The following is a 25,587-nucleotide window of genomic DNA, read 5'->3' as shown; positions in this document are numbered from 1 at the left end:
TTTTTGTTTGTAAGAGGAGGGGCTTGGGTCCCACCAAAACAGCGAAATGCTGTATCAGACCCACCATCACCTGAGCCCTGGCTGCCAGCTCTGCCCCCCCGCACCAAGTGAAATAACCGTCTCCCTGCAAGGCGGGGCCCCTCGGGGATTTCACTTGGCCCGGCGCAGCTGAGCTGGCGCAGCGGTTTCAGGCGAAGGCGGCTCCGAAACAGCGATCTTACCTCAGGGCTTTCAGGTCTCCGGTCTGGAGGGCATTATGGGCCGCGGCGACGCGCTCAGCTGGCCAGTCCCACCACTCTTGCTCCTGCAGTTGATTGATTTTATTCTGGTCGAAGCGGTATTTGATCACAGTGCCGGGATTGCCAGTGACCACCGCGTAGGGCGGGATGGTGCCACGGACCACTGCGCCGGCACCGACAATGGCGCCATTGCCAATATGGGTGCCGGGCAGGATCATGGCGCCGTAGCCGATCCAGACATCGTGGCCGATCACCGTATCGCGGGTGTCAGGTTGAAAACCGATCATCTGTTCGGGATCGAACACCGGGAAGGGATAGCAGGTCAGCCCCTTCATGGCGTGGTTGGCACTGGAGGTGATGAAGCGGACCCCATGGGCGATCTGACAGTACCGCCCGATCTTCAGTGTTTCTTGCGACATCGGGAACAGATAGGGGGCCAGATGGCTGGCCCAGCCATCCGGTGATGGCGGATCAAAGTCCGAGGCATAGGTGTAATCGCCGACCTTGAACTTTGGGTGATCCACGACATTGCGCAGAAAAACGGTGCCAAGGTGGGGTTGGCCATCGGGCAGGGTGATGGGATGGACGCTGTTGGCATCGGGCAGGGCGTAAGGCATGAAGCCTCCTGTACTGGAAAATGTGGGGATTTTCGTGTGTTACAGGTGCTGGTCCATCATGCCCTCCATTGTTTGGACTTTCACTCTTGGATCAAGGCCGATCAAGTTGTTACCCGGTATGGATTAAATGTCATCAGTCGGCACAATTCACGGACTTGAGCGGCGCAGCTATGTTAGCATCCCAATCTTGTTTCTCAATAAGTTCAATAAAAAGCGTCTTACGGCATCTGTCGCTTCGCTCTCCGAACAGTTCCCAATTTACAAATACAAAGAAAGTATAACTTTCATTCTCATCGAATATAACACTCTGAACTAGAACGAGTTCATTATCCTCGGCTTCAGAAAACTCCTTTGGATCGAGACCTATCTCCGGTAAAAAAGGGACCTCGGATGCGATTTCCCAGTGTGGTACAAATGAAATAAAGGTGTCGAGTTCAGAGAATTTCTCTGCTTTACATTCATGATCCAACCGTTCGTGGCTTACCGTTGCCTGAAGGTGATCTATCAATTCGGTAGGTACGTTCCAGTAACCGTACCGGAGTGGGGGCTGATTGGAGCTGGCCACGACCGAACTCACCATAGAGCTTATTGTGATAAGTGCTGCTACCCATATGCGGTGCATTGGTACACTCCTTTAGTGGACGCATCTTACTCAACTGCCGCGACCGAGCAACGCCCGGTTAGAGCCTAGCTAGTCTATCCATTTTTCTTTTGGTGTGCAGCCTTTCTTCGTTTATCTTTACTGCCTCTGGGTATGTGTTCTCTTTCGGAAAGCACTCGCTTCACGTCAGAAAATGCAATTTTCCATTGTTCTGAATTCTTGAATGCGATTAAGCCGGTTGCTTCCACTGCATCACGTTCATCAGGCAACCAGTCACTTACTTCAAAACTTTCCTGCAAACTTCTCAATTGGTTAAGCCGCGTTAGGAGGCTCCCAGTAGGTAAAAATTTGAGTTCTTCTGAGCCGATTGGCTTGACCGTTCTCGAAATTTCAAATCTTGCCTTCATTGGCCCATGATCCTTCAAACTGGGTCTAGTTATGATACACTTCCACACGGCAGTTCGAAGAAACTGATCAAACTCTTCTATGGCAGTTTTGTTCCCAAAGCTGTATTTTCAGTTTCCGTCGTTGATTTGCCGCCGGACCAATCCAATTTGGCAACTATCCTCAATGCCAAAATTGTGACACCCTTTCCGCATTGGTCTGATCAGGAGTTTCCCATGAATGCATTACGTTTCGCCGCTATCTTCGCCCTTTTGTCTGCGCCGGTGTTGGCTGATGAAGTCTGGGACAGTGACATGGGGCAAATCGTCTATGAGGCAGAGGAGGGCGGTGCAGCCATTTTTTCCTTTACCAATGTGGATGCCTACCCTGCCAAACTGATCATTCCGGGCCTGGCAGGGAACTACTCTAATCGCAGCAGCCACGATGCATATTGGATCGGTCAAGGCGCGGGCGCGTGCACCGCGTTCATGTCACACGGCAACACACCCGCAAGCAGCCAGTGGGGGCGGGCTCAGGTTGTGTTTGACGGCCCGGCATTTCCCACATCGCTGACAGTTGTTCTGGGGTTCTGCCTGGACGAGCCGAATATCGTGATCCGTGGGGAATAGGTTTCACCCTTAGGTGTCATCGGGGCGGGTCAGGCTGAACACCTCGCGGACGGCTGAGTAGTCACGGTAGCCCATACGCGCCAATGGAACAAAACGGGTGACGTCAAAGGTGCCGTCCACCAGGCAGTCATCGCGCATATGAATGCCGAGGACCTCGCCAAAGACAACGCGGTTGGCTTCGCCGGGCAGGGTGACAACGTTGGTCAGTTTGCATTCCAGCGCGGCCGGGGCAGCGGCGACGCGGGCGCAGGGAATGGTGTTGCAGTCTTGCATTGCCAAATCTGCATGGGTGAATTCATCCGCTTCCCGGGGCAGGGCGGCCGAGGAGGCGTTCATCGCATCGCGCATCGCATATTCCACGATATTCACGCAGAACACGCCGGTCTCGATGATATTGGCCACACTGTCCTTGGTTCCATTCTGGTCCGGCTTGGACCCGGTTGAGGCAAACATCACCTGTGGCGGTTCATAGGCGACCGCGTTGAAAAAGGAATAGGGGGCGAGGTTATTCACGCCCTCGGCCGACCGGGTAGAGATCCAGCCAATGGGGCGTGGGGTGACGATGGCGTTGAATGGGTTGTGTGGCAGGCCGTGGCCATCCTCGGGGCGATAGAACATGCGTGTCTCCAAATGTTTGCCCAAGGCTTAGACCCGTGCTAGGGCGATTGCCAGTCTGAGTTTGGGAGGCCATGCGCCGTGATCGAGCTGATAGCGGAACAGCCGCAGGACCGTTGGGAGGTCGAGGCGCTGTATGACCTGTGCTTTGCGCCCGGACGTGAGGCGCTGTCGTCTTACCGGTTGCGCGATGATATTCCCCCGGTGCTGGGGTTAAGTCAGGTTGCACGTGATGAACTGGGCATTCTGGCGGGTGCAATTCGATTTTGGCCGGTGCACATCGGATCTGCGGATACCCTGTTGCTGGGCCCTGTTGCCGTTCACCCGACCCATCAGGGCGAGGGGCTGGGCGGCTCGTTGATCCGCGATTCTCTGGCTAAAGCAGAGAGCAGCGGCTGGGCACGCGTGCTGCTTGTAGGCGATGCGCCTTATTACCGGCGATTTGGTTTTGAACGCCTGAGCGGGGTAGAAATGCCCCCCCCCACCAACCCGGACCGGGTGCTGGGCTTTGCGCTACAGGACGGTGCCTGGGATGGGGTTCAGGGTGAGGTGAGCCGCTGGAAGGGTTGAAAACCGGAACACGCTGACCAATGTCTATGGGATAGAGGAGGCGGTTTTGACAGAGATTTTATCCCCGGTGCAGAGATTGAGCCCACAGCAGACCGAAGCTGAGCTGGATGCCTTAGCCGAGCGGTACCGCAATGCGGCTGGAACTGGGCTGCAATTGTTGAACATGGTTGGTGGTAAGGCAGAAAACCTGCTGGACCGATTGCCCGACTCTGTTCGCTCAGGTCTTGGAAGTGCAACTGAACAGGCCTTGCGACTGGCTATGGGCGCGGCCACCCGCTCGCGCCGTGCCGTGCCGGATCAAAGCCCAAAGGCCAACCGGATGATGAGCGCAGCCATGGGCGCAGCCGGAGGTGTTGGTGGATTACCGGGGGCGCTGGTCGAACTTCCCGCCACGACGGCGTTCCTGTTGCGCACTATTCAAGGTGTCGCCGCCGAACATGGGTTTGATCCCGAGGCCGAAAGTGTCACTTTCGACTGTATTCGGGTGTTTGCCGCAGCAGGCCCATTGGCCCATGATGATGGGGCAGATCTGGGGTTTCTCTCGCTGCGCCTAAGTCTGTCAGGCGGAGCGCTGCAAAAACTGATTGCTCAGGTTGCACCCAAGCTGGGTGTGGTCATGGGGCAAAAGCTGGCAGCACAGGCTGTTCCTGTTTTAGGGGCGGTTGCTGGGGCGACCACCAACTATGTGTTTTCCGGATATTACCAGCAGATGGCTCAGGTGCATTTTGGGCTGCGTCGTCTGGCGATTGATGCGGATGTTCCCCATGAGGATATGGTTCATCAGCTACAGCTGCGATTGCAGCCTGCAGTCTCCAAGGGGTGAAGCCGTTACCTTTGGCGGATGAAGCTATCCTGTGTTGGTTTGTTACTGCGCTGATTGTCATAAATAATTTACGTGAGTTGGCTGTCGTGTCGGTGTAGCCTGTTGGGAATTCTGAGGATTGAGCCAATGATCACTCAAATGCCGATTGCCGCCAAGTTGCCAAATGAAGGTGCGGTGCTCAGTCAGTTTGCCGCCCTGTGCTACCGGATCAGCAAAAAGGGGAATCCAAAAATCCTGTTGGTGACCTCGCGCGGCACTGGGCGCTGGGTTCTTCCAAAAGGGTGGCCTATCAATGGCTGTACGCCTGCCGGATCAGCGGCGCAGGAAGCCTGGGAGGAAGCCGGTGTGCGTGGCACTGCAGCAAATGAATGCCTAGGGCTGTATTCCTATCAGAAATGGCGCAGCCGCCGTGTATCGCAACCCATCATGGTTGCGGTCTATCCGATGAAAGTCACCGAATTGGCCGTAGAATTCCCAGAACAGGGCCAGAGAGTACGGAAGTGGTTTTCACCCGTTCGCGCCGCCGGAAAGGTGCAGGAACCGGAGCTGGCGCGTATTTTGTCGGGGTTTCATCCTGATGTCTTGCGCGGATCGACGCATTGCCCTTGATCTTGCCTAAGTCTGAGCTTTAATCAGGCTGCGCAACGTGAGAATAATTCATGATACAATACGCCCTGAAATGTGCCGACGGCCATACCTTCGACAGTTGGTTTCAGTCCGCCTCAGCTTTTGACAAGCTGGCGGGGGCGGGGATGGTGTCTTGTGCCGTTTGTGGACATGGATCGGTTGAAAAGGCGATCATGACGCCTCGGGTCCGGCCCGGACGAAAAGCTGTGTCTGGACGTGGCGAACCTGAAGTTCCGGCATTGGAAAAGGCAGCCAGTGCTGACATGGCGCAGGCTGCAGAAGCAGCGCCATCATCGCAAGCGGCTCCACCACAAGAGCCAGGGGCAGGGGCTCTCAGCACTCCAGCCAATGCGCAGGAGCAGGCCATGGCAGACCTGCGGCGTAAAGTTGAAGATAATTCGGACTATGTGGGTAAGGATTTTGTGTCGCAAGCGCGGGCGATGCACGAGGGTGACGCCCCCGGGAGAGCAATTCACGGTGAGGCCAAACTGGATGAGGCAAAGGCCTTGATCGAAGAGGGCATACCCGTTGTGCCGCTGCCGTTCATGCCCAACCGCAAAACAAACTGACGACCAGAATATTTAGGAGTAGATGGCAAATGCATGTTGTAGTGACAGGGTCCAGCCGCGGCATTGGCCGCGAAATGGTAGCACGGCTTCGGGCTGCCGGGCATGAGGTCACTGGCACAGCGCGGGATCACTCCACCGACACTCGGCTGAACGTTTCTGATCCGGGTCAACAGGCGCGACTTGCTGCACAGATGAAAGATAAACCGGTGGATTTGTTGGTCTGCAATGCTGGGGTTTATCTCGATAAGGGCATGGCGGTGGAAGAGTACACCGCAGAAGTCTGGGCCACATCGCTGGCCACCAATGTTACCGGTGTCTTTTTGACAGTGCAGGCCCTGCTGCCCAACCTGCGGCTTGCAACTGAGCCTAAAATTGCAATCATCTCGTCACAGATGGCCAGCCATGCGCTGGCGCCGGGGGGCAGCTATGCCTATCGCGCGTCAAAAGCCGCAGCGCTGAACATCGGGCGCAATCTGGCGACGGACTTAAAGCCTGAAGGCATCGCCGTAGGGATTTACCATCCGGGTTGGGTGCGCACGGATATGGGCGGTGATCAGGGGGATATCTCAGTGCAGGATTCGGCCGAAGGGCTGTTGAATGAGTTCGACGTTTTGAATGTCGCGACCACGGGTTGTTTTCACACCTGGGATGGACGTGTGCACGCGTTTTGACGGGAATGGTGCGTGCAAGCACACACACTACGTTTTTAGAGATTGTCCAATGCCATTATTAATGAAGTTGATTGCCTACAACCCCCCAAGAAACGTTCTCTCCGCCGAACTCGCGACAGGTCTCGTCAATTAGTGCCTCAAAGACGGTGATTTGTTCTGCGCAAACAGGCAATAGAAGTGTCACGCAAATATCTGTGGCCCCACCTGCAGATTGAACAAAAACGTGTTTTCCTTGGTTCGGGGGCAAAACTTCGAAGAGAATTTTTCGCACATGTAGCGCTGTTTCTCGCGATAGTAATCGGCAGAAAAATTCGATTTCTTTGGGGCCGTGAATTGTACCGGTTTTCTCTTGGATGGCATTCAGAACAACCCTGTTTTCCTCCAACCTAGTTGTAGGTTTTGACGTTGCAGTGAGGCGGCGAAACCAATTGAAGATCATGTCCTAGCCTCAAGGTGTTGGTGGTGCCATTCAAAGCATCAGGCAATAAGGGCGTTGAAAGTGAAAAACCACCGGTGCGCTGACACCGGTGGTTCAAGTGTTTTAATGTTCTCGGCGCTCAGTTCCAGCAGCTGACCAGTACCGTCATGCCGTTGACCCTGCGGTTCATTGCGGCATTTGACAGCGTGGTGGCATCTGCGCTGCGATCGCTGGCGGTTACGCCCGCTTCGCTCAACGTCAGACGGATGGCCTCGGCATTTGCGGCAAAGCTAACACCTTGTGGCAATTGCTGTGCGCCAATTTTTTGCGGTAACAACATGCCCAGAACCGCGCCAGTCCCATCTAGGACAGGTCCCCCGACATCGCCGGGCTGTGCTGGCAGTTCCAAACGCGCGACGCCAGAATTCCCGTCCAGGCTTTTGATGTCTGCAAGCGTTCCCCAAGTCAGGCTGGGAGCGCCAAGTAGGCCCTCATAGGAGAACCCAGAGACAGCTACTTCGGATTGCAGGCGTGGTGTGGAGGCGCTGAACTCAGCCAAAGCCATCGGTGCCAGTGGTGTAGTTGGACGCAACACAGCCAGACCATTGGCGGCATCATTGTGCTGCAGCTCAGCAGGGTAGTCGTGGTCAAGGGTCAGGCGCGTGCAATTGGCCACCACATCCGAAGTGGTCAACACTGTGCCTTGAGCGTCGACGTAGAACCCTGAACGAGAAATGCGGGGTTGGCGGATCTGCAGGCCAGCCAAAAGATCGATGCTCTGCTGAGCATCGCCACCGGCGGCAGGATCGAGAACCCCTTCAAGGCGGGCAAAGCTGGATTGCATTTCAGTGAGCACGCGGGACCGGCGGTTTTCATCTCCTGCAGGCCAGATCAGAGTGAAGCCTTTGATCTCACCATTCTTCAGGCTGGCCTGAGTGAACGAAACGATGCCATTGCCGCGACCTTCGATGGTGAAGCTGTCATTGCCGCGTTCACGCGGGCCAACCAGTGGCACGATCTCAAGCGTTTGCAGAATGTCATAAAGACCAAACAGAGTGCGTTGGTCGCCAGGTTGCGAGATCAGCAGGACGCGTGCGCCAACGTCGCCCTTGGCATCAAAATGGGCAAACGGCGGCTCGTAACGGGAAAAGCCCACTTCGCGTGCTGGGATCTGCATAGAAATACCGGCGCTTGCGTTGGTCATTTCAGCCATTCCAACCGAAATCAGCGGTGCGTTATATTCATCGAGCAGAGCCTGGCGCTGACGCGTAGTCAGAATGCCTGTCAGCTCATAGCCATTGGCTGCCTGCCAGTCGTTCATGGATGCACGGGTGCCTCGACCAAATGAGCCATCGATAGCGGAGTTGTAAAACCCGGCGGCTTTGAGAGCAATCTGAAGCGCTTTGCGTTCGTCCGCTGTCAAGGCGCGTTCGCTGCGTCGTGCCTGTGCGGCTGTTTCGTCAGGAACCTGTGGTGTTGGTACGGGCTGGGCTGTTGATGTGTCTACCTGTGCGGTTTCAGTGGTAATTGTTGCAGGCAGTGTTGTTCCGCCAACGTTGGCTGAAGTCGCCCCTTGTGGCCAGAATTGTTGGCCAAGGTTGCGGCCAAAGGCAATGAAGCTGTCACGCGGGATGTTTCCCTCGCGGCGATAAACCTGCAGCGCGCGTTCTGCATCGGCGCGGCTGTAAGGTCCCAGTACTACGCCATACCAACCGCCACCCAGGGCATAGCCACTGACATCCGGCAATTGTGCTGCCAGACTTGAAGCACGTCCCTGGGCTTCGGTCAGCGAAGCATGTGCTGCAATCTGGATCCAGACCGAGTCTGGGGAGACCTGCTGTGCTGTTGCCGCTTTCGGCAAAGTTGCGGCCAATGCCATCAGCGTCAGCGCCATCGAAGCAAAGAAAGTCTTCATTGCAGATCCTTTATCCCTGAGGAGTCAAATTTTTGGCAATTAAGCATTTTAGCGCCTCAAAGGGAATGCCTATTGAGGGGGGGAATTCGTACCTTGACGTTGCAATATGGGTTGTTTTGTCCAATTCCCCTCCATTCTGGCGTTTTTGTGCCCCAACCCGGCTTGAGATCATATGGGTCGTTGACCCTGACCGGGGGCTTGCATAGGAAAGACCCGCATTTGCAGCCCCAACAGGGAAAAAGACATGACCCAGACCAATGGCGCCCCGCGCTCGTTCCAAGAGATCATCCTGCGGCTCCAGAGCTACTGGGCCAGCAAGGGCTGCGCGATGCTGCAACCCTATGACATGGAAGTTGGCGCTGGGACGTTTCACCCGGCAACCACGCTGCGTTCACTGGGATCGAACCCCTGGGCAGCGGCCTATGTTCAGCCTTCGCGCCGCCCGACAGATGGTCGCTATGGTGAGAACCCCAACCGGTTGCAGCACTATTATCAGTATCAGGTGTTGATCAAACCCAGCCCGCCCAACCTGCAAGAACTGTATCTTGGCTCGCTTGCTGCAATTGGTGTGGACATGGAGCTGCATGATATCCGGTTTGTCGAAGATGACTGGGAAAGCCCGACACTGGGTGCCTGGGGGCTAGGTTGGGAAGTCTGGTGTGACGGGATGGAAGTCAGCCAGTTCACCTATTTCCAGCAGGTTGGTGGCTACGACTGTGCCCCGGTTTCGGGCGAGTTGACCTATGGTCTGGAGCGGTTGGCGATGTATATTCTGGGCGTCGACCACGTGATGGATATGCCATTCAACGACCCGGACGCGCCAATTCCGATGACCTACGGCGATATCTTCAAACAAACCGAAGAAGAATATGCCCGCTGGAACTTTGACACCGCCAATACGGAAGTGTTGCTGCGACAGTTCGAAGAAGCCGAAGTGGAATGCGCCGCGATTCTGTCGCAACCCGCTGAAGATCCCAAGACTGGTAAGCGCATCGTCATGGCGCACCCGGCTTATGATCAGTGCATCAAGGCCAGCCATCTGTTCAACCTGCTGGATGCGCGCGGCGTGATTTCTGTGACCGAACGACAGGCCTATATCGGGCGGGTGCGGGCACTGGCCAAGCAATGTGCTGATGCCTTTGTACAGACTGAGGCGGGCGGCTGGGCGGCCTGATGCCTCCTGCCGTACTTGTCAGTGCGTTGCCCGGGAAAGGGCGCTGTTTTCTGTTACGCCAGCCCTGGCAACAGCGCCTTCAACCCATCGGTCAACATGCCAACCGCAATAGCGGCCAGAATCATCCCCATCAGGCGACTCATGATCACCCGTGCGGTGCCCGACAGGTGCTTGGCAAAGGTTGGAGCGTTGTAAAACACCAGCCCCAGCAAGGCGACCAGCCCGGCAAAGACACCAGCAAAGGCAATCATTTGTGTGGCGGTCTGAGCCTTGTGGCTGAATATGATCAGCGTAGTGATGGTGCCGGGTCCCACAATGATCGGAAATGTCAGCGGATAAAACGCCACACTCTCTGCCGAGGGAAACGCGTTTTGCTCGCCCGTGGTGCCGTGGTGCGAACTGCTTTGCTCGCCATTCAGCATGTTGAGCGCGATCAACAACAACACAAGTCCGCCTGCCAAGCGGAAGTCATCAACACTGATGCCAAACAAGTTAAGAACCTGGGTTCCGACCACTGCAAAGCTGCCACCAAGAATAAGGCTGTATATCGCGATTTTCACCGCAATCTTGCGCTGAACCTCAAGAGGGGCTTGTTCGGTTACGCTCAGAAAGATCGGCAAATTGGTCACCGGGTTCATGATTGCAAACAAGGCGCCGAAAAAAGTGATGGCAAAACTGCTGTCCATTTGAAATTCCCCTATTCAATGGCAGGACATTGCCCCAGTGACGTTTGAAACTAAAGGGGCGATGCGCCTCAGGACCGGCCAAAAGGACCAAGATCAAAATGGGTAAGTTTCTTGCCATGCTAATCCTCGTTTGCGCAGTGGGCGCGGGGGCTGGAATGTATTATCTTCAGGTTTACGGCTATTACGAAGAGGTCGAGCTGAAGCCCGGCCAGGACGTGGTGTTGGTGCCGCAGGACGGCGACAAGGGCGTGGCAATTGACTATGCCGATTTTCAGGCCATTGATGCCAGCAGTTCGCCAATCCGCTATCGCGCCTGTTTTTCCAGCCCGCTTTCCCGTCAGGAGCTGGCCCAGACTTACACTGTATCACAGCATTATCAGCCTCGCATCGCCCCAGGTTGGTTTGAGTGTTTCGACGCCGAAGCGATTGGTGCGGCACTGGAAGCAGGCACTGCCACGGCATTTCTATCGGTAAAAAACATCGAGTACGGCGTCGATCGGGTTGTAGCGGTGACGGATCAGGGCCAAGGCTATGTCTGGCATGAGCTGAACAATTGCGGCAAAAAAGCCTATGACGGTACTGTGGTCGGCGAAAGCTGCCCTGAATTGCCAGGAGCAAACCAGTAAACTTGACCCTTTAGTGCGACGGAGAGTGATATGAGTGCGGCAATCGTCATCCCGGAGTTTATAACCGTGACCCTTGGGTTTGCGGTGTTTTTGATGGGCGCGCGGTTGAATGCCCGTGTCGAGGTGCTGCGCCGTTTTAATATCCCTGAACCGGTGACGGGTGGTTTGCTGGCAGCACTGGTGGTGTTGGCGGTCTATCTGTTTTCCGGTCGTGCTGTTGAGTTCGAAATGGCCAGTCGCGATTTCTTTCTGGTGTTGTTTTTCGCCGGGATTGGCCTCAACGCGCGCCTCAGTGACCTGATTGCTGGGGGGAAGCCATTGGCGATCCTGCTGGTGCTGACCCTGATGACTATTGTCGCGCAAAACATAATCGGTGCCGCTGGTGCCGTGCTGTTTGGGTATCCGGCACAGGCCGGGGTGTTGTTTGGCTCAGCTTCACTGATCGGCGGACATGGCACAGCGATTGCCTGGGCCCCCGATGTTGCCGAGGCAACGGGTCTGAGTGGTGCAACCGAACTGGGTGTTGCGGTTGCGACGCTGGGCTTGGTTTTGGCGGCGCTGGTTGGTGGCCCCGTGGCGCGCATTTTGATCACGCGCAACAATCTGGCCCCTGCGCGCCCGGGCGAAGGGGCCACCATTGGATTGCCGGATGCGGACGTTGCCCCCGCTGCGCAAATCGATCACCTGAGCCTGATGCGGGTGATGTTGTTTCTGAACTTTGCCATCATTTTGGGCTACATTGGGTCACAGTTGATTGAGGCCGCCGGGCTGAAACTGCCGCTGTTTGTCCCCTGTCTGATCGCGGGCATCTTGATTGCCAATCTGCGCGCCTGGTTGCGCCCCAATGCGCCCGCGGTATCACGCACACCTGCCTTGGCATTGGTGTCGGAGTTCTCGTTAGGGGCCTTTCTGGCTATGTCGCTGATGGCGCTGCAACTATGGACCATTGCGGAACTTGGCTTGGCCATCGCTGTGATCATGACTGCTCAAACCGCCTTTGCCGTCGCCTTTGTTCTTTATGTTCTGTTTCCACTGCTGGGCAGTGGCTATCGCGGTGCTGTTCTGGCGGCTGGATTTGGTGGGTTTGCGCTGGGCGCGACCCCCACCGCCATCGCCAATATGACCGCCGTCACCAAACGCTATGGCCCATCGCCTATTGCCTTTGTTGTGCTGCCCCTTGTATCCGCCTTCTTTGTAGACATCGCCAACGCCATCGTCATCCAGATGATAGTGAATTTCTGAGGACCCCCAGATGCCCGACCTGCTGATTGAACTGTTTTCCGAAGAAATCCCCGCCCGTATGCAGCGCCGCGCGGGTGAGGATCTGAAAAAGCGGATGACCGATGGCTTGGTCGAAGCAGGTCTGACTTATGCTGGCGCCCATGCCCTGACCACACCACGTCGCCTGACGCTGGTCATCGACGGCTTGTTGGCGGCGTCGCCCACCGTGCACGAAGAGCGCAAAGGCCCAAAGGTCGGCGCACCTGATAAAGCTATCGAAGGCTTCCTGCGCGGTGCAGGTCTGACCCGGGATCAGTTGGAAGAGCGCGATACCCCAAAAGGCGCGGTCTATTTTGCCTCGATCGAAAAGCCGGGTCGCCCGGCGGCGGACATCATCGCCGAAGTTCTGGAAGCAACAATCCGCAACTTCCCGTGGCCAAAATCCATGCGTTGGGGATCGGGCAGCCTGAAGTGGGTGCGCCCGCTGCATTCGATTCTGTGCCTGCTGTCGGACGAGGCCGGGTCAGAAGTCGTCCCATTGGACATCGACGGTATCAAGTCGGGTAACACCACCCATGGACACCGTTTCATGGCACCGGATGAGATTACAGTGAGTGGCTTTGACGACTACTCTGCCAAGCTGAAACGCGCCAATGTGGTGTTGGACCCGGCGGAGCGCGCTGATGCGATTTGGCAGGACGCCACCAATCAGGCCTTTGCCACTGGGCTGGAAGTGGTCGAAGACAAGGGCCTGCTGGGTGAGGTTGCCGGGCTGGTCGAATGGCCAGTTGTGCTATTGGGATCCATCGACGACGAATTCCTGAGCCTGCCACCTGAGGTGTTGCAAACTTCGATGAAAGAGCACCAGAAGTTCTTCTCGGTTCGCAACCCCAAGACAAATCGCATTGAAAAGTTCGTCACCGTCGCTAACCGCGACACTGCCGACAATGGTGCAACCATACTGGCCGGTAACCAAAAGGTGCTGAGCGCCCGTCTGGCAGATGCCAAGTTCTTCTGGGAGAACGACCTACGCACTGCCAAAGAAGGCATGGAGGTCTGGACAGAGGCGCTGTCAAACGTCACCTTCCACAACAAGCTGGGCACGCAGGCGGACCGTATCAACCGTATCGCTGTGCTGGCACGTGAAATTGCCCCCGTTGTAGGTGCCGATGCCGATCTGACCGAGCAGGCCGCCAAGGTGGCCAAAGCCGATCTGTCATCCGAAATGGTCTATGAATTCCCCGAGCTGCAGGGATTGATGGGCCGGTATTACGCCGAGGCCGCAGGCCTGCCGCAAGAGGTGGCCAATGCCTGCGAGAACCACTACTCGCCGCTGGGCCCATCGGATGATGTGCCGAGTGAGGCCGTTTCCGTTGCGGTGGCGCTGGCGGATAAGCTGGACACTTTGACCGGGTTCTGGGCGATTGATGAGAAACCCACCGGGTCGAAGGACCCATTTGCGCTGCGCCGCGCTGCGCTAGGGGTTATTCGGTTGGTTTTGGAGAATGATGTTCAGGCCAATTTGGCTGGGCGCGCTGGAATTTTTGCGGTTCCCTTTACCATGTATGCAACGCAACTTCATATGAAGGGGTTCGATGACAAAATTACAGACTTACTCTCCTTCTTCCATGACCGCCTCAAGGTCTTCCTGCGCGAGCAGGGCATTCGCCACGATGTCATCGACGCCTGCATCGCTATGGACGGCAACGACGATCTGACCCTGCTGGTCAAACGCGCCCGCGCACTTGAGGACTTCATGAAATCCGAAGACGGCACCAACCTGTTGCAGGGCTATAAGCGCGCCAACAATATCCTGACCCAAGCCGAGGCCAAGGATGGGGTGGAATATTCCTATGGCGGTGATGTGAAATTTGCCGAGGAACCCTCAGAGATTGCTTTGTTCGAGGCGCTTGCAGCCTCCGAGGGGGCGATCTCGTCGGCCATCGAGGCCGAAGATTTCGCGGCTGCCATGGGCAGCATGGCAGCGCTGCGGGCGCCGATTGATGCGTTCTTTGAAGCGGTGCAGGTGAATTCTGACAATGACGTGGTCCGCCGCAACCGGTTGAACCTGCTGCATCAAATTCGCCAGATATGTGGGCAAGTTGCGGATCTTACCAAAGTGGAAGGCTGACAAACCGCTTCTTTTGCTAAAATACTCCCGCCAAAGGCAGGGGCTTTCCTATTGGAAAGCCTCTTTTTTGTTGAATATTGCAAGGTGATTCTTGTCGGTAGCGACAAGATGCTTGCGCCATAGCGGCTTGGCCTTATGCTGCAGGGCAAAGGAAAGGTGCTGCAGTGCAGAAACAACCATCAGAGACCCCGTTTGCCGCACTGATCACGCCAAACGCTCCAATTGCAGCGCAAAGCCATGGCGGGCGTGCAAAATGCCTGCAGCGGCTGGTACGGCTCGATTTGCCGGTACCGCGCACGGTTGCACTATCATTTGATGCGGTGCAGGCCATTGCCGAAGGTCAGATGCCTGATTTGGCGGCTGTTCTGGGGGAGTTCCCAGAAGATGCGCTGCTCTGTGTGCGCCCATCTTCGGAAGACCCCGATTGGGGTGGCCCCGGTGCGGTGCTGAATGTGGGCATGAACGATGCCCGTTATGTTGACCTGTGCGACAGCCTGGGTGCTCCGGCGGCTGCAGCGCTCTATTTGCGCTTTGTTCAGTCTTATGCGGTGCATGTTGCGCGGTTGGACCCGGATGTCTTTGATGAGACAGGCGACGACGGCCCCGAAGCTTTGAGTGGTATTCTGCAGGCCTATGAAGCTGAAACGGATGAGGTGTTCCCGCAGGATCGTGGCGAGCAACTGGCCGCTGTGCTGAGATCAATGGCGCGGGCCTGGGATGGCACTACGGCACGTCTGTTGCGCCAGGCCAAAGGTGCACCGGTCGATGCCGGGCTTGGGCTGGTGGTACAGGAAATGATACCCGGGCTGGGGCAGGGCGAATGTGGCTCTGGTGTTTTGCAACTGATCAACTCGCAAACCGGGCAACCGCAGATTACCGGACGGTATCTAAGCCAGTCGCAGGGGCGCGATGCACTGGGAGCCGGAGCGGCGGCTTTGTATCTGGAGCAGGACCCGCGTGGGACAGCGCTGGCTGATGTCGCACCTGAGGCTTTTGCCGAGCTAAAGGCCCATGCCGCCCTGATGCGCCAGCGTTTGCGTGAAGCGATGCAGGTTGAATTTGTCATCGAGAACGGCCGCGTTCATATTTTGGATGGGGTGCGGGTGGCACGCTCTGCACGAGCTGCGGTTCGCATTGCAGTGGCGCTTGCCGAGGACAACATTATATCTCCGCAGGAAGCGGTGATGCGGATCAATCCACATGCCTTGAATGAGCTGCTGCACCGTCAAGTTGACCCAGAAGCGGACCGGGAAGTGATCGGCACGGGTATTGCTGCCAGTCCTGGTGCTGCGACCGGACGGTTGGTGTTTACAGCCGCAGAGGCACAGGCCAGCGCGGCACGGCGCGAGCCTTGTATTTTGGTGCGCCGCGAAACCTCCCCCGAAGATATTCGTGGCATGCATGCCGCAGTTGCGGTTCTGACTGAAAAAGGCGGTATGACCAGCCATGCGGCTGTGATTGGCCGTGGTTTAGGGTTGCCGTGCATCGTCGGCGCCTCGACGTTGAAATTCCTGAGCAAGGAAAAACAACTGGTTACGGCAGAAGGCCGTGTCTTCAAAGCTGGTGAGATTGTCACCATCGACGGCAGCTCGGGGCAGGTTCTGGCCGGGCAGCCCGCAATGCTGGAAGCGGCGTTGGATGATGCCTTTCGGACATTGATGGGCTGGGCTGATGCTGAGCGTGACATCGGTATCCGCGCCAATGCGGATACGCCGGCTGATGCGCAGGTTGCGCGAAATTTTGATGCTCAGGGTATTGGGCTTTGCCGCACCGAACATATGTTTTTTGATCCCAGTCGCCTCATCGTAATGCGTGAGATGATCTTTGCGGAAACGTCGTCAGGACGTGCTGCGGTGCTGGCGCGGCTGCTGCCGATGCAACGTGGCGATTTCTGCGAGCTGTTCCGCATCATGGCAGGGATGCCGGTTTGCATCCGCCTGTTTGATCCGCCTCTGCACGAGTTCCTGCCTGCCACCAAGGTCGGTCAGCGGGAGCTGTCCGAGGCACTGGGAATTCCTGTTCGCGATGTAACCCGCCGTGTCGAGGAGATGGGCGAGTATAACCCGATGTTGGGACTCCGTGGTGTTCGGTTGGGTGTAACGGTGCCTGAAATCTATGACATGCAGGCGCGTGCCATTTTTGAAGCGGCATTGGATGTTTCAGAGGACGGGACACCAGTGGTGCCTGAAATCATGATCCCCCTGGTTTCGGCAAAACGAGAAGTCGAGCTGGTGAAGGCCCGCATTGACGCGGTAGCAGCAGCAGTGAAATCCGAACGTGGTATTGAATTTGAGTATCGCCTGGGGGTCATGGTCGAGACACCGCGCGCCGCGTTGCGCGCGGATGATATTGCGCCGCACACAGCATTTCTAAGTTTTGGGACCAATGATCTCACTCAAATGACCTATGGTCTTTCACGCGATGATGCGGGGCGGTTCATGTCCGACTATGTGCGCCAAGGGGTGTTTCCGGAGGATCCCTTTCATGTGCTGGATATCGAAGGCGTCGGTGAATTGTTGAAACTTGGGGTGCAACGGGGCCGAAAGACCAACCCAGGTGTGACCCTGTCCATTTGTGGGGAACACGGTGGCAATCCCGAATCAATCGCCTTTTGCCGGGATGCAGGGTTTGATTATGTGTCGTGTTCACCGTTTCGGGTACCCGTTGCGCGGCTGGCTGCTGCTCAATTGGCGATTGCACATCACATTGGGCAAGCCGCTGCTGAAGTCACCTAGATTTAGCGGTAGCGTTAAAGGTTAAAGGGTGGTTTTGGTGATAAACTGCCCCTTAACCTTCAGATTAAAGTTGCAAAATTTGCTAAAACTGGACCTTTGCCCCGTTCTGGGGTAGACCATCGGCGCGCAGAAATTAGCTGGTTGGCGCGACCATTTGGTACCTGGGGTATCTGACATGAGAACTTTTGCTTTTGCCGCTTTTCTAGTGGCCTCTTTGGCATTGCCTAACGTTACCCCCGCAGAAACGGGGTTTGCCCGCCTGTTCCAGAGGGATCAGTCGGGGTCGACTGCTGCGCCTAAACGGCGTCAGCGTGGATTTCTATTTTTTGGCAGAAAGCCTGCCAAGGTTGAACCCATAACCTACACAACTGCTTGGCTGGATTCCCAGCCTGCAGCCAGTGGTGATGCCAATTTTGAGTGTCTTGCGCAAACCCTGTATTTTGAGGCACGCGGAGAAACCGTAAAAGGGCAATTTGCGGTTGCCGAAGTGGTCATGAACAGGGTCGCGAGTGCGCAGTTTCCCAATAGTGTTTGCGGTGTTATCAAGCAAGGAACTGGCCGACGTCATCAGTGCCAATTCAGCTACACATGCGACGGTCGCTCAGAGGCGATTGGAGAGCGCCAATCCTACGAACGGGTTGCCAAGGTTGCCAGAGCCGTATTGGACGGAACCTCGCAAGAGCTGACAGAAGGCGCCACCTATTATCACACCACAGCAGTTCGGCCACGTTGGAGCCGTACGTTTACGAATACGGCGCAAATTGGGGTGCATCTGTTCTATCGTGATGAGCGTTATCGTACCGCGTCTAGCGACTAACCTTTTTCCATCGCCGTTTTTGGACACTGGTGTGGCGTATGTCGGGCTGTTATCAGTGGGCGTATGTTCTAGACTGTGAGACCTAGCTCTACCACTGCCAGCCAAAGGCGCGACTCTATGAATTCAGAAATCCCCCTTGCTTTTGCACATCCGTCCGAGAGGGCTGCTGCAACGGCAATTGATCAGGTGTTAGACCGAATTTCCCTGCGCGATCACATCGTTGAAGTCGAAATTGGTGCCTTTCAAGCGGAGCGCGGGAATACGCAGCGTATCAGCTTTAATGTCGTGGTCGAAGTTGAACCTTTGCCGGATGACGTCGATGATGACGTTGATCGTATTCTATCCTACGACAAAGTAACCGAGGCTATCGCTCACGAACTGTCAGAAGAACGGTTGAACCTTCTGGAAACACTGGCTGAACGGATCGCCGACCGCATTTTGCTGGAACCTCAAGCCGTGCGGGTTTTTGTTCGGATTGAGAAGCTGGATCGCGGCTCGGGTGCGTTGGGCGTTGAGATTGTCCGCGCACGGCATCAACTGCTGCACAGCACCGAAGTTGAAGAGCGCCCACACCCGAGGTTGATGTACCTAGGGAATGCTGCGGTGGATAGCGGCAATCTGCGTGGTTGGATCGACCAGATGCAATCGCGCGAGCGACCACTGATCCTTTGTGTTGGTGCGCATGAACTCGCGGTGCCACGCACCGGGCACGGGATGACGGAACGGCGGATTGATTTGTTGGCCATAGAACAAAATGCCTGGCGATTGGCCGCGCGCGATGACCGCTGTGTCGTTGTGGCGACCCGTACCGAGCTGGACTGGGCAATGAAGAATGGCCAGATCAGTGTCTGGGCACCGTCCAAAATTGTTCTTGATGCGGTGGATGGCCCGTCAGTGCCGCCCTCTGAGCCAGTAGAGCTCGCGGCGTGGTTCGCCACCCTGCTAGAGGCCGGAGAAATGATGGTGATTGGTGCAGAATTGCCCGGAACCTCGGGCGTACCAGTGCGCGCGATTGCTGAGACACAGGTCGAGCTATGACCTATTACCGTCCCCTTGTTCAACATGGCGAGGCCCGTCCAGAAGGCGCGGTTGAGCTGGCTGGGGGAACACTGTGGTTCAGTCATGCTGAAGTACTTACCCGCGACACGCCATCTCATATCATTCCAGCTGGATTGGTGCCTGACGTTGTGCTGCGCCGCCTGTCTGGCCATCGCCCTACCTTTGCTGGTCTGGACCTGAGCCAGCCACAAGTTGTGGGAATTCTCAACGTGACGCCCGACAGTTTCTCTGATGGTGGTGATCATGATGATCCAAATGTAGCTGTTCGGGCCGCGCTGCAAATGGTTGAGCAAGGTGCTGACCTAATAGATATTGGCGGTGAATCTACACGTCCTGGGGCAGTTCTTGTTCCCGACAGTGAAGAGATCACTCGTACCGCACCCGTGATCCGAGCTCTGCGTGAGGTCAGCGACGTACCAATCTCGATCGATACGCGAAAGTCTGGCGTTGCAGCTGCAACGTTGGAGGCAGGCGCTAGTCTTGTGAATGACGTCTCTGGGTTCACATTTGATCCGGAGTTAGGACCGCTCGCGGCTGCAGCAGGGGTGCCCGTCTGTGTGATGCATGCGCAGGGTGATCCGGCGACGATGCAGCAGGACCCCAGTTATGAAAATGTTCTGCTCGACGTTTATGATTTTTTGGCTGCCCAGGTAGAGCGGTTGGAAGCCATTGGCGTCTTGCGTGATCAGATTGTTATTGATCCGGGTATCGGGTTTGGCAAAACACTTGAGCATAATCTGGCTTTGCTGCAGGGCATTGCTTTGTTTCATGGGCTGGGTTGCCCCATTCTGTTGGGTGTGTCGCGTAAGGGATTTATCGGTACAATCGGCAAAGAACCGCAGGCGACCGCGCGGGCGCCGGGGTCAATTGCAGTGGGGCTTGCAGCACTGGCCCAAGGCGTGCAATTCCTACGGGTGCATGATGTCGCCGCAACAGCGCAGGCCATTCGCCTTTGGCAAGCTGTTCGTTAAGACCTGAAAAGAAAGACCAAAATGCGTAAACTATTCGGTACTGACGGCGTGCGTGGCACCGCCAATATTCACCCCATGACCGCTGAAATGGCGCTGCGCATCGGTGCAGCGGTTGGGCGCTATTTCCGCAGAGATGCCTCGGGTGTGCACCGAGTGATGATCGGCAAAGATACTCGGTTGTCTGGCTATATGTTCGAAAGTGCACTGACCGCAGGGCTGACATCAACAGGCATGAATGTGCTGTTGATGGGGCCGGTACCAACCCCGGCTGTAGGTTTGATGACGCGGTCCATGCGGGCCGATCTTGGGGTGATGATTTCAGCCAGTCACAACCCGGCTGAGGACAACGGCATCAAATTTTTCGGCCCAGATGGGTTCAAATTGTCGGACAGTGCTGAACTTGAGCTGGAGGCGCTGATTGAAAACGGAGTTGAACCCGCTCAAACCGCTAATATTGGCCGGGCCAAGCGGATTGATGATGCGCGCTTTCGCTATGGCGAACGGGTTAAAAGCTCATTGCCCAAGGATATCCGCTTTGATGGGCTGAAGGTGGTGATCGATTGTGCCAATGGTGCAGCCTATCGTGCGGCGCCAGAAATTTTGTGGGAGCTGGGCGCCGAGGTGGTGCCAATCGGAGTTTCGCCGGATGGTGTGAACATCAATGATGGGTGCGGGTCCACCCATCCGCAGGCCGCTGCAGAGGCCGTGGTTGCCCATGGTGCCCATGTCGGGATCTGTCTTGATGGGGATGCCGATCGGGTCATTCTGATCGACGAAAACGGGAAAGTAGCGGACGGTGATCAGCTGATGGGGCTTTTGGCTTCGCGTTGGGCCGAACAGGGCTTGTTGACGGGCGGTGCACTGGTCTCCACCGTGATGTCCAACCTTGGCCTTGAGCGTTTCCTGAATGAACGGGGAATTGGGTTGGAACGTTCAGCTGTAGGCGACCGCTATGTGGTCGAGCGGATGCGCAGCGGCGGCTTTAATCTGGGTGGCGAGCAATCCGGCCATATTGTGATGTCCGATTATGCGACCACCGGGGATGGGTTGATGGCTGGGCTGCATTTCCTGGCTGAGATGGTGCGCTCTGAGCAGAAGGCCTCGCTGTTGGCAGAACAGTTCCAGCCAGTGCCGCAACTGTTGAAGAACGTCCGTTTCAAAGCAGGGCAAACCCCGCTTGAAGTCGAGCAAGTTCAAGACGCGATCCAAGGCGCCGAACAGGCGTTGAACGGGCAGGGGCGTTTGCTGATCCGAAAATCGGGCACCGAGCCGCTGATCCGGGTGATGGCCGAATGCGAGGATGAAGCTTTGCTGAACAAAACTGTGGATTCAGTTGTCGATGCAGTCAGCACTGCAGTGACTATCTAGAGGCTTTTCCGCTTAATATGTTGGGTAACGCTGGCGGTTGGTTGTGTGCGTCCAAACAGTCGCATCAGTGCACCGTATTGGCTGAGCCCCATTCCACACAGGATTAGCGTCAGCGCCCAAACCATTGCACTGGGCAACGGTTCTGCGAGGAATAGGGTGCCCAACAGCACCGACCAAACCGGCACCTGATAGCTTACTAAGGACATGAACACCGGTCCTGCGCTGCGCACGACCGAAACCCGCAAAATACTGGCCGCTGCGGTCGGAACCAGGCCGAGAAAGGCCGTAGCAATCAACGTCTGCCTATCCACAATCGGTGGCAAGCCTTCGACGAGCAGCGCCAAAGGGATGACCACCATGGCGCCAATGATCAAAAGAACGGCTGTCATTCCAATAGGATCGATTTTGGGCATCCGCCGTATCAAAATTGAGCTGAAGGCGTAGCAACAGGCTGCACTCATGCAGGCAATGCGTCCGAACAGCTCTAGCTCAGCTCCATTCGAGCTAAAGGCCTGACCCCCGATCAGTATGCCAACCCCGACAAAGCCGATGATAAACCCCAGGGCCCGGCGCCATGTCAGCCGTTCACCTGGAACAAAGAAATGCGCCAATGGAAGCACGATCAAGGCTACCGAGGCCATCGACACCCCGGCGAAACCAGAGGTGACATATTGCTGCCCCCAGTTCAGCAGGATGAACGGAAGTGCTGAACTGAGAAGTCCAAGGGCGCATATGGCGATTTTGTTGGACGGGGCAGGGGGCGCAGAAAACAGCTTGCCACCGCGAAACTGCCAAATGGCAGTGGTAAAGAGCGCACCAAGGGTAATCCGGGCCGCGGCCAGCCAAAATGGTGTGATGCCGCGCAGCGCGATCTCAATCACCAGAAATGTCCCACCCCAGGTCAGCCCCAGAATCGCGACCATTAGCCAATGTCGCCCAGTGATTTCGGTCATGTGTGCTCCTCGCGGGTGTGCAGGTACATGAGGTCAAAGTGTGGGCAGGGTCAATTGCCATCCCTTCGTTCTGGGTCGAAGTGTTGGTTCTTTTAGGTGGCGACGATGGCTCTGCGGCGTTTCTTGCTGAGGAGCAACCCACCTAAGATCAGTGCGAGTGACACATAGAGCTGTGGTGGCAGGATTTCATTCAACAGCACAACACCAAACAGCACCGACCAAACGGGCAACTGATAGTTCACCAAGGACATAAAACTCGGGCCTGCGTCTCGAATGACCTGTACCAGCAAAACCTGTGCCAAGGCAGTTGGGAGCAGCCCCAAATACAAAATAGCCGCCAAAGACAAGGCAGATGGCATTTGTGGGACACCTTCGAGGATCAGTGCAAAAGGCAGGATCATAACTGTTGCCGAAAGCAGAGCAGCGGCAGAAAGGGAGAGCATATCTGTTTTGGGGCACAACCGGGTTATGATGGCCCCGAAGGCATAACAAAGAGCTGCACCAAGGCAGGCAACTCTAGCCAGGGCCTCAAAATCGCTGCCAATCAGCTTAAAAGCATCCAGCCCAATCAGCACAACAACTCCGGCAAAGCCAACCAGGAAGCTGATGCCGCGTTGTAAGGTCAGCCGCTCACCTGGCACCAAAAAATGCGCCAATGGCAGGACAAATAAAGGCACCACAGCCATACAAACGCCCGCGAACCCGCTGGCTACGTATTTTTGCCCCCAACTTAGCAAGGCAAACGGCATGGCGCTGGAGAAAAAACCCATGGCAAGAGCTGCAGCCCAAACACGCTGTCCTGTGTTGCTGCGCCAGTCAGGCAGGCCAATGCCCTTTAGTTGAACGATGACCAGCAGGACTATTGCACCCAGCCCAACACGTCCGGCTACGATGGTGAGAGGTCCCAAGTCGCGCAGAGCCACCGAAATAAACATGAAAGACGCGCCCCAAATCAGGCCAAGGCTCAATAGCTTGACCCAGTTCATCATTCCAACAGGCGCAGTCATGTTTGGTTCTCCAGAGAAAAAGGGCGCCCCGGTCGGGGACGCCCTGGGTATTCAGGTTGAAAGCGGGCCTAGACCCGCAATCCTTAGTTCTTTTCTTTGTCGACCATTTTGCCAGCCGAGATCCATGGCATCATGCCACGCAGCTTGGCGCCGGTTTCTTCGATCATGTGCTCGTCGTTGGCACGACGGGATGCTTTGATTGTTGGCTGACCAACAGCATTTTCCAGCATGAAGTCACGAACGAATTTGCCGGACTGGATGTCAGACAGAACGTCTTTCATGCGGGCTTTGGTTTCGTCGTAGTTCAGGATGCGTGGGCCGGTGACATACTGACCGAATTCTGCAGTGTTGGAGATCGAGTAGTCCATGTTGGCGATGCCGCCTTCATAGATCAGGTCAACGATCAGCTTCACTTCGTGCAGGCACTCGAAATAGGCCATTTCTGGTGCGTAGCCAGCTTCGACCAGAGTTTCAAAGCCACAGCGGATCAGTTCTACCAGACCACCACACAGAACTGCCTGCTCGCCGAACAGGTCGGTTTCACACTCTTCGCGGAAGTTGGTCTCAATAATACCGGAACGACCGCCACCGATTGCGGAACAGTAGGACAGACCGATTTCCAGCGCTTTTCCGGATGCGTCTTCGTCTACAGCAACCAGGCAAGGCACGCCGCCGCCTTTGGTATATTCGCCGCGTACGGTGTGACCTGGGCCTTTTGGCGCCATCATGATCACGTCAACGCCTTCTTTTGGCTCAATCAGGCCAAAGTGAACGTTCAGACCGTGGGCAAATGCAATTGCCGAACCGGGCTTGATGTTGTCGTGGACGTATTTCTTGTAAGTCTCAGCCTGCAGTTCGTCGGGCATGGTGAACATGATTACGTCACACCAGGCAGCTGCTTCTGCAATGCCCATAACCTTCAGGCCTTCGCCTTCGGCTTTCTTGGCCGATGCGGAACCTTCGCGCAGAGCAACGACAAGGTTCTTAGCGCCCGAGTCACGCAGGTTCAGCGCGTGCGCGTGGCCTTGCGAACCGTAGCCCAGGATAGCTACTTTTTTGTCTTTGATCAGGTTGATGTCGCAATCGCGATCGTAATAAACGCGCATGTCCACGTCCTCTTTGTTTGATGTCTGCGGCGATCATAGTGATATGCACACAGGGTTCGAGAGCGTTTTTGAGGTATTTCAGGCGATTTTCGCACTATCCATTCGTCGATTGGCAGTATATCGACTGAATCATGCTTGATAACCTTGATCGACGAATTCTACGCAACCTGCAAAGTGATCCCGCCCAGTCGATTCCTGATCTTGGGGACCGTTTGGGTGTCTCAAACTCGCGCCTGACCCGCCGGTTGGACAAGCTGCGTGAAACAGGTGTGCTGCGCGGCCAACAGGCGGTGATCAACTGGCGGGCGCTTGGCTATGCGGTTGAGGTCAGTCTGCGGGTGACACTGGACAAGACCCAGACCCGCGCTTTTGATGATTTTATCGAGGCAGCACGCGGCATTCCCGAAGTGATCGAGATCCAAACCTTTCTGGGCCGGGTGGATGTGCGCCTGTCCGTGATCGCGCGGGATATGGCCCATTATCAGCAGATCTATCGTGCGGGCATCCTGACCCTACCGCATATCGCTGACATTGAGGCACTGATGCATGTGGCTCGGATCAAGAGTGATGAAGGGCTGCCGCTATGAACGACCTCGACGAGTTCGATCAAAAACTGCTGCTGGCATTGACGCAGGACGCTAACTTGTCGGCTGGGGCATTGGGGCGCCAACTGGGGCTCAGCCAACCCGCTACATGGCGACGAATAAAGCGGTTGCAAGACAGCGGTGTGATCGCCGGGCGTCGTCTGGATCTGGATCGTGAAAAGCTGGGGTTTGGTGTCACTGTGTTTCTGGGTATCAAACTGGCCACCAGGGGGCGGGTCAGTCTGGATGACTTTGAACGCGCGGTCAGCGCAATTCCCGAAGTGCAAACGGTAGAGCACGTATTGGGTATGTATGATTACCGTCTGCGGGTCACTGCCCGTGACATTGCTGACTTTGAGCGAGTGCTGCGCCGCCGGGTGATGACTTTGCCGGGGGTGGGGGATGTCGAGGCCAATGTGCTGCTAAGTGAAGAAAGGCGGCCGGGACCTTTGGGGTAATCCGCTGTTCGCA

27 protein-coding genes are annotated in these 25,587 nt (G+C 56.2%); 17 read left to right on the top strand and 10 right to left on the bottom strand.

All coding sequences use genetic code 11. From position 1 onward, the window contains the following. Positions 1-217 precede the first annotated feature (217 nt). The 3 genes from FEE96_RS18070 to FEE96_RS18060 form a co-directional block, all read right to left on the bottom strand. Positions 218-856, bottom strand: a complete 639-nt coding sequence (locus tag FEE96_RS18070; protein WP_138164528.1) for a CatB-related O-acetyltransferase — start codon at positions 854-856, stop codon at positions 218-220. 133 nt (positions 857-989) lie between these two features. Then, a complete protein-coding gene (locus FEE96_RS18065; RefSeq protein ID WP_138164527.1) occupies positions 990-1,478 on the bottom strand; it encodes a hypothetical protein in 489 nt (162 codons plus the stop codon). Positions 1,479-1,552: 74 nt separating this feature from the next. Further along, positions 1,553-1,864, bottom strand: coding sequence for a hypothetical protein (locus FEE96_RS18060; RefSeq protein WP_138164526.1), 312 nt, complete (start codon positions 1,862-1,864; stop codon positions 1,553-1,555). A gap of 213 nt (positions 1,865-2,077) precedes the next feature. On the opposite strand from FEE96_RS18060, the gene FEE96_RS18055 reads away from it, so the two are divergent. After that, entirely contained in the window at positions 2,078-2,470 is a 393-nt protein-coding gene (locus FEE96_RS18055; RefSeq protein ID WP_138164525.1) for a hypothetical protein, read from the top strand. Between the two features lie 9 nt (positions 2,471-2,479). Here FEE96_RS18055 and FEE96_RS18050 read toward each other — a convergent pair whose 3' ends face one another. Continuing rightward, complete coding sequence (locus tag FEE96_RS18050) at positions 2,480-3,088, bottom strand: flavin reductase family protein (RefSeq protein ID WP_138164524.1); 609 nt, start codon at positions 3,086-3,088, stop codon at positions 2,480-2,482. 78 nt (positions 3,089-3,166) lie between these two features. On the opposite strand from FEE96_RS18050, the gene FEE96_RS18045 reads away from it, so the two are divergent. From FEE96_RS18045 to FEE96_RS18025, 5 genes are all read left to right on the top strand, one after another. Continuing rightward, positions 3,167-3,655: a GNAT family N-acetyltransferase gene (locus FEE96_RS18045; protein WP_138164523.1), complete on the top strand. Its 489-nt coding sequence runs from the start codon at positions 3,167-3,169 to the stop codon at positions 3,653-3,655. 46 nt (positions 3,656-3,701) lie between these two features. After that, positions 3,702-4,478: an EcsC family protein gene (locus FEE96_RS18040; RefSeq protein WP_245227135.1), complete on the top strand. Its 777-nt coding sequence runs from the start codon at positions 3,702-3,704 to the stop codon at positions 4,476-4,478. 126 nt (positions 4,479-4,604) lie between these two features. Further along, positions 4,605-5,087 carry an NUDIX hydrolase gene (locus tag FEE96_RS18035; RefSeq protein WP_138164522.1) on the top strand — a complete coding sequence of 161 codons (483 nt, stop codon included), beginning with the start codon at positions 4,605-4,607 and terminating at the stop codon, positions 5,085-5,087. A gap of 50 nt (positions 5,088-5,137) precedes the next feature. Continuing rightward, the gene (locus tag FEE96_RS18030) at positions 5,138-5,674 is read left to right on the top strand and encodes a DUF1178 family protein (protein ID WP_138164521.1); all 537 of its coding nucleotides are present in this window, start codon (positions 5,138-5,140) and stop codon (positions 5,672-5,674) included. Between the two features lie 29 nt (positions 5,675-5,703). Next, positions 5,704-6,345 carry an SDR family oxidoreductase gene (locus FEE96_RS18025; protein WP_138164520.1) on the top strand — a complete coding sequence of 214 codons (642 nt, stop codon included), beginning with the start codon at positions 5,704-5,706 and terminating at the stop codon, positions 6,343-6,345. A 58-nt stretch (positions 6,346-6,403) separates the two neighbouring features. Here the strand turns inward: FEE96_RS18025 and FEE96_RS18020 are convergent, their stop codons facing one another. Then, positions 6,404-6,784 carry a hypothetical protein gene (locus tag FEE96_RS18020; RefSeq protein ID WP_138164519.1) on the bottom strand — a complete coding sequence of 127 codons (381 nt, stop codon included), beginning with the start codon at positions 6,782-6,784 and terminating at the stop codon, positions 6,404-6,406. 118 nt (positions 6,785-6,902) lie between these two features. Further along, positions 6,903-8,678, bottom strand: coding sequence for a trypsin-like peptidase domain-containing protein (locus tag FEE96_RS18015; RefSeq protein WP_138164518.1), 1,776 nt, complete (start codon positions 8,676-8,678; stop codon positions 6,903-6,905). Between the two features lie 244 nt (positions 8,679-8,922). Here FEE96_RS18015 and FEE96_RS18010 point away from each other — a divergent pair, with 244 nt between their 5' ends. Next, entirely contained in the window at positions 8,923-9,852 is a 930-nt protein-coding gene (locus tag FEE96_RS18010) for a glycine--tRNA ligase subunit alpha (protein WP_138164517.1), read from the top strand. A gap of 53 nt (positions 9,853-9,905) precedes the next feature. Here the strand turns inward: FEE96_RS18010 and FEE96_RS18005 are convergent, their stop codons facing one another. Next, the gene (locus tag FEE96_RS18005; protein WP_138164516.1) at positions 9,906-10,538 is read right to left on the bottom strand and encodes a MarC family protein; all 633 of its coding nucleotides are present in this window, start codon (positions 10,536-10,538) and stop codon (positions 9,906-9,908) included. 98 nt (positions 10,539-10,636) lie between these two features. Between FEE96_RS18005 and FEE96_RS18000 the strand changes: the two genes are divergently transcribed. From FEE96_RS18000 to glmM, 8 genes are all read left to right on the top strand, one after another. Then, positions 10,637-11,164: a DUF6446 family protein gene (locus FEE96_RS18000; protein WP_138164515.1), complete on the top strand. Its 528-nt coding sequence runs from the start codon at positions 10,637-10,639 to the stop codon at positions 11,162-11,164. A gap of 30 nt (positions 11,165-11,194) precedes the next feature. Then, positions 11,195-12,406, top strand: a complete 1,212-nt coding sequence (gltS, locus tag FEE96_RS17995) for a sodium/glutamate symporter (RefSeq protein WP_138164514.1) — start codon at positions 11,195-11,197, stop codon at positions 12,404-12,406. Positions 12,407-12,416: 10 nt separating this feature from the next. Continuing rightward, on the top strand, positions 12,417-14,516 hold the full coding sequence (gene glyS / locus FEE96_RS17990; protein WP_138164513.1) for a glycine--tRNA ligase subunit beta: 2,100 nt from the start codon (positions 12,417-12,419) through the stop codon (positions 14,514-14,516). A 164-nt stretch (positions 14,517-14,680) separates the two neighbouring features. Further along, complete coding sequence (locus FEE96_RS17985) at positions 14,681-17,251, top strand: putative PEP-binding protein (RefSeq protein WP_138164512.1); 2,571 nt, start codon at positions 14,681-14,683, stop codon at positions 17,249-17,251. A gap of 175 nt (positions 17,252-17,426) precedes the next feature. Continuing rightward, the gene (locus FEE96_RS17980; RefSeq protein ID WP_138164511.1) at positions 17,427-18,068 is read left to right on the top strand and encodes a cell wall hydrolase; all 642 of its coding nucleotides are present in this window, start codon (positions 17,427-17,429) and stop codon (positions 18,066-18,068) included. A gap of 117 nt (positions 18,069-18,185) precedes the next feature. Further along, positions 18,186-19,106 carry a dihydroneopterin aldolase gene (locus FEE96_RS17975; RefSeq protein ID WP_138164510.1) on the top strand — a complete coding sequence of 307 codons (921 nt, stop codon included), beginning with the start codon at positions 18,186-18,188 and terminating at the stop codon, positions 19,104-19,106. Next, the gene (folP, locus tag FEE96_RS17970; RefSeq protein ID WP_138164509.1) at positions 19,103-20,098 is read left to right on the top strand and encodes a dihydropteroate synthase; all 996 of its coding nucleotides are present in this window, start codon (positions 19,103-19,105) and stop codon (positions 20,096-20,098) included. The genes FEE96_RS17975 and folP overlap by 4 nt, the downstream gene beginning before the upstream one ends. Before the next feature lie 21 nt (positions 20,099-20,119). After that, entirely contained in the window at positions 20,120-21,466 is a 1,347-nt protein-coding gene (gene glmM, locus FEE96_RS17965; protein WP_138164508.1) for a phosphoglucosamine mutase, read from the top strand. On the opposite strand, the gene FEE96_RS17960 is transcribed toward glmM, so the two are convergent. The 3 genes from FEE96_RS17960 to ilvC form a co-directional block, all read right to left on the bottom strand. Continuing rightward, the gene (locus FEE96_RS17960) at positions 21,463-22,419 is read right to left on the bottom strand and encodes a DMT family transporter (protein WP_138164507.1); all 957 of its coding nucleotides are present in this window, start codon (positions 22,417-22,419) and stop codon (positions 21,463-21,465) included. The two genes, glmM and FEE96_RS17960, sit on opposite strands and share 4 nt — an antisense overlap. 92 nt (positions 22,420-22,511) lie before the next feature. Then, entirely contained in the window at positions 22,512-23,426 is a 915-nt protein-coding gene (locus tag FEE96_RS17955; protein WP_138164506.1) for a DMT family transporter, read from the bottom strand. 83 nt (positions 23,427-23,509) lie between these two features. After that, positions 23,510-24,532 carry a ketol-acid reductoisomerase gene (gene ilvC / locus FEE96_RS17950; protein WP_138164505.1) on the bottom strand — a complete coding sequence of 341 codons (1,023 nt, stop codon included), beginning with the start codon at positions 24,530-24,532 and terminating at the stop codon, positions 23,510-23,512. 131 nt (positions 24,533-24,663) lie between these two features. On the opposite strand from ilvC, the gene FEE96_RS17945 reads away from it, so the two are divergent. Next, complete coding sequence (locus FEE96_RS17945) at positions 24,664-25,119, top strand: Lrp/AsnC family transcriptional regulator (RefSeq protein ID WP_138164504.1); 456 nt, start codon at positions 24,664-24,666, stop codon at positions 25,117-25,119. Continuing rightward, positions 25,116-25,574 (top strand): Lrp/AsnC family transcriptional regulator, encoded by a 459-nt coding sequence (locus tag FEE96_RS17940; RefSeq protein WP_138164503.1) that lies wholly within the window; start codon positions 25,116-25,118, stop codon positions 25,572-25,574. Before FEE96_RS17945 ends, FEE96_RS17940 begins: the two co-directional genes overlap by 4 nt. The last annotated feature ends 13 nt before the right edge of the window (positions 25,575-25,587 follow it).

Origin of the sequence: Parasedimentitalea maritima (genome assembly GCF_005771405.1) — a bacterium.
Lineage (GTDB): Bacteria > Pseudomonadota > Alphaproteobacteria > Rhodobacterales > Rhodobacteraceae > Parasedimentitalea > Parasedimentitalea maritima.
Note: the sequence above shows the minus strand (reverse complement) of the source record. Positions and strands in the feature narration are given on the sequence as shown.

Coding starts and splice junctions, on each gene's coding strand:
- glyS (WP_138164513.1), top strand. CDS start 12,417: ATGCCCGACCTGCTGATTGAACTGTTTTCCGAAGAAATCCCCGCCCGT.
- folP (WP_138164509.1), top strand. CDS start 19,103: ATGACCTATTACCGTCCCCTTGTTCAACATGGCGAGGCCCGTCCAGAA.
- FEE96_RS17945 (WP_138164504.1), top strand. CDS start 24,664: ATGCTTGATAACCTTGATCGACGAATTCTACGCAACCTGCAAAGTGAT.
- FEE96_RS18060 (WP_138164526.1), bottom strand. CDS start 1,864: ATGAAGGCAAGATTTGAAATTTCGAGAACGGTCAAGCCAATCGGCTCA.
- FEE96_RS18020 (WP_138164519.1), bottom strand. CDS start 6,784: ATGATCTTCAATTGGTTTCGCCGCCTCACTGCAACGTCAAAACCTACA.
- ilvC (WP_138164505.1), bottom strand. CDS start 24,532: ATGCGCGTTTATTACGATCGCGATTGCGACATCAACCTGATCAAAGAC.
- glmM (WP_138164508.1), top strand. CDS start 20,120: ATGCGTAAACTATTCGGTACTGACGGCGTGCGTGGCACCGCCAATATT.
- FEE96_RS17975 (WP_138164510.1), top strand. CDS start 18,186: ATGAATTCAGAAATCCCCCTTGCTTTTGCACATCCGTCCGAGAGGGCT.
- FEE96_RS18010 (WP_138164517.1), top strand. CDS start 8,923: ATGACCCAGACCAATGGCGCCCCGCGCTCGTTCCAAGAGATCATCCTG.
- FEE96_RS18015 (WP_138164518.1), bottom strand. CDS start 8,678: ATGAAGACTTTCTTTGCTTCGATGGCGCTGACGCTGATGGCATTGGCC.
- FEE96_RS18005 (WP_138164516.1), bottom strand. CDS start 10,538: ATGGACAGCAGTTTTGCCATCACTTTTTTCGGCGCCTTGTTTGCAATC.
- FEE96_RS18065 (WP_138164527.1), bottom strand. CDS start 1,478: ATGCACCGCATATGGGTAGCAGCACTTATCACAATAAGCTCTATGGTG.
- FEE96_RS18055 (WP_138164525.1), top strand. CDS start 2,078: ATGAATGCATTACGTTTCGCCGCTATCTTCGCCCTTTTGTCTGCGCCG.
- FEE96_RS18035 (WP_138164522.1), top strand. CDS start 4,605: ATGATCACTCAAATGCCGATTGCCGCCAAGTTGCCAAATGAAGGTGCG.
- FEE96_RS18000 (WP_138164515.1), top strand. CDS start 10,637: ATGGGTAAGTTTCTTGCCATGCTAATCCTCGTTTGCGCAGTGGGCGCG.
- FEE96_RS18025 (WP_138164520.1), top strand. CDS start 5,704: ATGCATGTTGTAGTGACAGGGTCCAGCCGCGGCATTGGCCGCGAAATG.
- FEE96_RS17960 (WP_138164507.1), bottom strand. CDS start 22,419: ATGACCGAAATCACTGGGCGACATTGGCTAATGGTCGCGATTCTGGGG.
- FEE96_RS18030 (WP_138164521.1), top strand. CDS start 5,138: ATGATACAATACGCCCTGAAATGTGCCGACGGCCATACCTTCGACAGT.
- FEE96_RS17955 (WP_138164506.1), bottom strand. CDS start 23,426: ATGACTGCGCCTGTTGGAATGATGAACTGGGTCAAGCTATTGAGCCTT.
- FEE96_RS18070 (WP_138164528.1), bottom strand. CDS start 856: ATGCCTTACGCCCTGCCCGATGCCAACAGCGTCCATCCCATCACCCTG.
- FEE96_RS17940 (WP_138164503.1), top strand. CDS start 25,116: ATGAACGACCTCGACGAGTTCGATCAAAAACTGCTGCTGGCATTGACG.
- FEE96_RS17980 (WP_138164511.1), top strand. CDS start 17,427: ATGAGAACTTTTGCTTTTGCCGCTTTTCTAGTGGCCTCTTTGGCATTG.
- FEE96_RS18050 (WP_138164524.1), bottom strand. CDS start 3,088: ATGTTCTATCGCCCCGAGGATGGCCACGGCCTGCCACACAACCCATTC.
- gltS (WP_138164514.1), top strand. CDS start 11,195: ATGAGTGCGGCAATCGTCATCCCGGAGTTTATAACCGTGACCCTTGGG.